3 protein-coding genes are annotated in these 6,567 nt (G+C 57.8%); all 3 read left to right on the top strand.

Going from position 1 to position 6,567, the window contains the following annotated elements; all coding sequences use genetic code 11:
* Nucleotides 1-90: 90 nt before the first annotated feature.
* A complete protein-coding gene (gene kdpE / locus ACT6S0_RS25545; RefSeq protein ID WP_444766547.1) occupies nt 91-789 on the top strand; it encodes a two-component system response regulator KdpE in 699 nt (232 codons plus the stop codon).
* Nucleotides 790-1,629: 840 nt separating this feature from the next.
* On the top strand, nt 1,630-6,222 hold the full coding sequence (locus ACT6S0_RS25540; RefSeq protein ID WP_444766546.1) for an RHS repeat-associated core domain-containing protein: 4,593 nt from the start codon (nt 1,630-1,632) through the stop codon (nt 6,220-6,222).
* Nucleotides 6,223-6,236: 14 nt separating this feature from the next.
* A partial coding sequence (locus ACT6S0_RS25535; RefSeq protein ID WP_444766545.1) for a hypothetical protein occupies nt 6,237-6,567 on the top strand: 331 nt, incomplete at its 3' end.

Here is a 6,567-nt window from a genome sequence, read left to right as displayed (position 1 = left end):
CGGGAAATGCGCGCGACGGCGGTGCAGAATTCACGGTCACGCTGCCGCGCCGCGAGCCGCCGGAACCCGCTGAAGCCCAACTCTGAACCCATGCCATCCCCCACCGCCATCGTGATCGAAGACGAGCCGCAGATCCGCCGGTTCGTGCGCGGCGCACTCGAAGCCGAAGGCTGGGCGGTGCACGAGGTCGGCACGCTGCGCGAGGGCCTGACGGCCGCCGGCACGCGGCAGCCCGACCTGCTCGTGCTCGATCTCGGGCTGCCCGACGGTGACGGCGTCTCGCTGATCCGCGACGTGCGCGGCTGGTCCGCCGTGCCGATCATCGTGCTCTCGGCGCGCACCGACGAAGCAGACAAGATCGCTGCGCTCGACGCCGGCGCCGACGACTACCTCACCAAGCCCTTCGGCACCGGCGAGCTGCTCGCGCGCGTGCGCGCCAACCTGCGGCGCCCGCGCGCCACGGGCGGCACCGTCGACGAGGCGCCCGAGGCGCTGTTCCGCTTCGGCGAGATCGAACTCGACCGCACCGCGCGCCTCGTGCACCGCGCGGGCGTCGAGGTGCACCTGACGCCCACCGAATACCGCCTGCTGTCGGTGCTGGTCGCCAACGCGGGCCGCGTGCTGACGCAGCGCCAGCTGCTGCGCGAGGTGTGGGGGCCGTCGTACAGCGAGCACAGCCACTACCTGCGGATCTACATGGGGCATCTGCGGCAGAAGCTGGAAGACGATCCGGCACAGCCGAGGCATCTGCTGACGGAGACGGCCGTGGGGTATCGGCTGGTGGTGTAGACGAGCATCTGAGTTGCTTACCCGCAGGCCAGTGCACTCGGCCATGAGTGCTCGCATCTGTGTCTGGCGCGCATCGCGCCAAGGTCAAACGGGAACCCCAGACTATCAATCCGAATTTTCAGTTCGCGGGTTGACCTGCGCTAATCACTGGGTAAACAAAGTTCCGTGTTCTCGAAAATTGCAGGATGGTCAAATTCAAACGGAAACTTTATTGGCATTCCATAAACAATTGTCAAATATTGTTCGTGGATTGTGTAATTCGGACACGTTTGCTGAAAACACGTCCCTGTCACGGTTCGATCAAAGTTTCCGACTATATTGATGCTTAGCTTGAAGTGCGGTTGACGATTTTTCTTTGATTGACTGGCATTCAATCGCAGTGAATGTATCGCGCATCGATTGCAAAAATAAGGGAGGATTCATGCGAATCATTGACGGACTGCTGCGATGGCTTCGGCAAAATTGGCAAAGCGGACTTTGTTGAATTCGCTTGCTGAGACGAAGTCATCCGACAATACACATCCTTTCAGATGTTAGATGCCTGAAATAAAGCGCGCGTGCGCAACATAAAGCATGACAGCCGCTAGATGCGCTGCTTCGCAGCAAATCTGATCCCTTACTAACGGGAACTACGGCGCTCGCAGCGTTGAAGCTGATCGGTGAGCCTGTCAATGTCTAAACGATGGTCTTTCGAATAGTTGTAAATAGCGCGCGGAGTACACCGCATGTCGCTCGAGGGGGTGATCACTCAAAGATACGCTTGAATTTGTCGGAAATCGCGTAAGCGCAATCGTTGATGAGCAAACGTTAATTCAGCAAAAAAGTAGGAGGGAGAGGGTAATGAGAAGACTTCAAAAGGGAGCGAAGGGGTTGACGATCTTGCGTGGTGAGGGCGACTTGCATCACCTCATTTGTAAAATTCAATTTTATTGGGTCGCTCGTCATCACTACGGTATGGGGGGCGGTATGGCTCATGTTCTCCGCCTGCTTGTCGCGTTGTTGCTGCTGTGCGCATCCTGTGCAGCATTGGCGACGTTTAAACCGGTCAAATCGTCCGGTGTTACGCAGTACACCTTAAAGAACTTTGATCAGCAGTTTGGTCCTGGTGATGCCGTCAGCGTGTGCAAGTCCTTTACTTCTGGGTTTGCAGACACGTTCAGTGTGCGTGAACAGCGCGGTTCGATGTTCTGCGAATTTTTTTGGGACCAATACGATCAGTCGTTCGTAATGGGAGAGGTTGGCAATTTGCCTACTTGCCCGGCGAACAGCACTGGTACGACTGAGTGCACCTGCAACGAAGGCTATCAAGAGGATGCGGCAGCCAGCGCCTGTGTCAAGGCTGCGCCGGAACCCCAGAGTTGCGATGCCAGTTTCGGCAACCCCATCTTTCCTGCGACAGCGGACAAGATTCAGTTCGAAGTCGATTTCATTGATGGTGGTCCCGCGCCTCTTACATTCGGTCGCACCTATCGAAGTTCTTGGGCGAACGATGCCTCAACCCGCGCAGGCACCTTAACCAGAGGTTGGGCGCATAACTACGCGACGAAACTCGAGGCGTCACCGAGCACAAACCCCACGACAGTCTCCGTCATCAGCTCAGAAGGCTATCTTTCTACTTTCGTGAAGGCTGTGGGGTCTACAGTCTGGACGGCCACCAACGGCGCCGACGTGCTGGTGCAAGCCGGCAATGGCACTTGGACCCTGCGTCGTGCCAGTGACGATGTCACGATGACATTCACGGGCGACGGAAAGCTTCAGACTGAAGCACAACGCAACGGTTGGACAACTGCCTTCGGCTACAACCAAGCGGGCCAGCTTGTTTCCATCACCAATCCATTCGGGCGCACGATCAGCCTGAACTACAACCACGCAGGTCACCTCAATACGATCACCACGCCTGATCAGCGCATGATCGGCTACTTCTACGATCCGGCAGGGCGACTTAACGCAGTCGTCAACTCGGATCAAAAAGCCCGAATCTACGTGTACGAGAACGCATCGTTCCCACGGGCACTGACCGGCATCGTTGACGAGGCCAATGCGCGATTCGCCACGTTTGCGTATGACTCACAGGGGCGGGCCGTTAGTACCGAGCACGCGGGTGCTGTCGAGAAATATCAGGTGAGCTATCCCGCCAACAGGCAGGCCACGGTGGTTGACCCGCTGGGAACGAGCCGCAACTTCAACTACAGCAGTAGCAAGGGTAAATTGGCTGTTGTCGGTGCCTCGTTACCGTCGGGCTCGGGCGTGTCAGATGCGGCCTCGCGCGTTCAAGATGCCAATGGTCTGACGACCTTCGAGACCGACTTCAATGGTGTGGTCACGACCACCACCTGGGACGTTTCTCGTCGTTTGCCAACTACTGTTGTCAGGGCCCTTGGGACACCTGATGCGCAGACGGTAATGACGCAGTGGCATCCGACCTTTAGCCTGCCGGCGTTGGTCACCGAGACCGGCCGCACCACGAAGTACATGTATGACGGGTTCGGCAATGTCTTGACGAAAACGGTGACAGACACCACCACCAACAAAGCCCAGCTCTGGCAATGGACTTACAACGCCCAGCAGTTGGTCACGATAGCCACCGAGCCCAATGGCGCGACGACACGCTATACGTACGACACCCAAGGCAATGTCCTCACATCCACCAATGCGCTGGGCCATGTCACCACTTACACCTACGACAAGGCCAACCGCGTCATCAGCCAGACCGAGCCCAATGGCCGCGTCACCACCTATACCTACGACCTGCGTGACCGCCTCCTGACGCATACCATCGCAGGTCGAACCACTACGCTGACCTACAAGCCCTTCGGTTCCGTAGAGACCGTCACGCTTCCCATGGGGCTTGTGCTGACCTACACCAACGATGCCGCCCACCGGCTTACGGGCTGGCGCAACAACCGCGGCGAGAGCGGCGACTTCACTCTTGACGGCATGGGCAACCGCACCGCAGAGCAGATCAAGGACAGCACCGGCAGTGTGGCCTGGCGCGTGGCTCGCACGGTCAACAACATCAATCGAATTTCCAGTAAGACCGAAGGCTCGAATCAAACCCACATCTTCGGCTACGACGCCAACGGTGAATTCGTCCGACGCACCAACGGATTGAATCAAAGCATCGGTTACGACCTCGACGCCCTGCGTCGCGTCAAGACCGTCACCGATGCCGCCAATCTCAGCGCCACCCTGAAGTACAACGCGTTCGATGCCGTCATCGAGGCCAAGGACTCCAAGGGCGCAGTGACCAGCTACGTGCGCGATGCCCAAGGCAACGCCACGAACGAGAGCAGCGCGGACACGGGTCGAAGCAGCATTGAGTACGACAGTCTGGGCTTGCCGAGCAAGATCACGGATGCGTTGAAGCAGGCCACCATCATCACGCGTGACAAATTGGGTCGTCCCGTCAGCCTGGTGTTTGCTGATGGCAAGACCACCACCCTGAGCTATGACCTCACAGCCAACAGCAAGGGCTATCTGTCGAAGATGGTGGATCGCAGCGGCATCACTGAATACACCAGGGATGGCTTCGGTCGCGTGATTATCAAGAAGCAGACGCTTGCCAATGGTGCAGTCCAGCAGATCAGCTACGGCTACAACGCCAATGGCACTCTCGCGAGCATCGTCTATCCAAACGGCAGCATGCTCGCCCACCAGTACGACAGCACGGGTAGGCTCACAGGTCTTTTTCTTAATGGCAAACCACTGGTCGACAAGATCACGTGGAACCCGCTGGGCCGGCCCACCGGATGGACGTGGGCCTTTACCAGCAGCAATCCAAAGCTCGCGGCCAGTCGAAGCTACGATACGGCAGGCCGGTTGACCGCCACCGAGTTCAGCAGCTACGTATACAACGCGGCTGGACGCATCATCAGCCTGACGCAGAACCAGTACAAGCCTGCGGACACCGATGCCACGCACAGCACGCTCGCGAATGCAAACGTGACGTGGAACGTGGGGTACGACGCCATAGGCAGGATCACCAGCTTCATTGCCAACGGCAATGGCACGAGCTTCGGATACGACGCCAACGGCAACCGCACCAGCAGCGTCGAGACTGTCAACAACAAGAGCATCAGCCGAACCTACACCGTGGGTGCGGCGAGCAACTTGCTCACGGGGTTCAAGCAGACGGCCGGCAGTGCCAGTACGAGCGTGAACTACCGCTACAACGCCAATGGAGACCTCACGAGCGATGGGCTGCGCAGCTACGCCTACGATGCCGAAGGTCGCCTTTCCAGTGTCACCACAGGTGCTACCGACACCAGCCCGACCACGCGCTATGCGCACAACGCGCTGGGGCAGCGGGTATTCAAGACGGAACCGGTTTTCTCACCGACCAAGGGTGATGTGAGAAGACCGAGTTTCATGCAAAACCTGACAGGTTTCTTCACCAAAGTGTGGAATCCGACAGCCGGGGGCTCGGCAGCAGAGAGACTGGGTTACGCATACGTCTACGACGAAGAGGGCACGCTGATCGCAGAGGTAGGCAGTGGTGGCGCGAACAGTGCAGGGACGGCGCAGTACATCTACCTGCCGACGGCCAATGAGCCGATGCCGATTGCCGCTGTCATCGACGGCACCACTTACGCGGTACACAGTGATCACTTGAACACGCCACGCAAGCTCACCAATGCGAGCGGGCAGGCCGTCTGGCAGTGGGGCTACAGCGCGTTCGGGGAGGACAAGCCAACAACCGCCAAGAACCGCTTCGCGAACCTCGACATCGCGTCGAATCTGGGCAGCACGAACCTCTCGGAGGTGAAGTTCAACCTGCGGTATCCGGGACAGTACGCGGATGAGGAGTCGGGGTTGTTCTACAACGGCTTCAGGACGTATGACTCGAGAACCGGGGAGTACACGCAGAATGACAAGATCGGTCTGGCCGGAGGGCTTAACAGACGCATCTATGCTGATGGAAACCCACTCATGTACTCGGATTCGCTCGGCCTGCAAGTCGATGAGTCAGAGCGAGAGCCAAGTGGCCCGATCATCCCGATACCCACCCCGGCGGATGGGTTGAGGGAACTCGGGCGTTATCTGAAAAAGCAATTCGAAGACAAGGACAACAAGTCGTACCAGACCTACACGCGATGGAATCCGCTAACTGGTCAGTGCTACTCAGGTCGAACTTCTGGTACTGATACACCGGAGAACAACGTGAAGAAGCGCAGCGCTCAACAAGCAGACCTGACTGCAGAAGGATTCCAACCCGGTGTGGTGGACAAGACCTCCTTCAACAAGTCGCCGATTCGTGGGCGAGAGCAGCAAATGATCGAGATCAATGGCGGTGCTCAAAGCAGCGGTGGAACCTCCCGCAATCTCATCAATGGCATCAGTCCATTGAATCCACGTGGGCCACTTCAATATATTCCAGCTGCAAATGCCGAGTTTGGTACACCTGTACCGTCTGGCAGATGCACTTGCAAATAGCAACAAACAATCCCATGACCAAGCAGTCTCTCTCGAACGACGACTATCAATCGCTCAAGGTCTTCCTTGATCGCCACTTCGAGTGGTACACGCCCAAATATCCAACGACACCAGCGGACACACCGTCGCAGTTCCTGGCCCGAATAGAGGCGACTTCGCTTGCGAATGCCAAGAAGGGTTTGCAGATGGCCATCAACGATATCGTTGAAGAGAGCGCAGACTGGACGCCGGAACAGATTGCTGCCGCCGATGCTAGGTTCTTGGCTGCGGGCACCGTCACGCTGAGCGAAGTTAGACAACGTTACTCGAAGAAGTACTTGCAAATCCTCAAGCGCGGTGTGATCC

Source organism: Roseateles sp., assembly GCF_052436255.1.
GTDB lineage: Bacteria > Pseudomonadota > Gammaproteobacteria > Burkholderiales > Burkholderiaceae_C > Pelomonas.
Note: the sequence above shows the minus strand (reverse complement) of the source record. Positions and strands in the feature narration are given on the sequence as shown.

What these genes read in the sequence shown, in the direction of transcription:
- kdpE (WP_444766547.1), top strand. Translation starts at nt 91, where the DNA reads ATGCCATCCCCCACCGCCATCGTGATCGAAGACGAGCCGCAGATCCGC.
- ACT6S0_RS25540 (WP_444766546.1), top strand. Translation starts at nt 1,630, where the DNA reads ATGAGAAGACTTCAAAAGGGAGCGAAGGGGTTGACGATCTTGCGTGGT.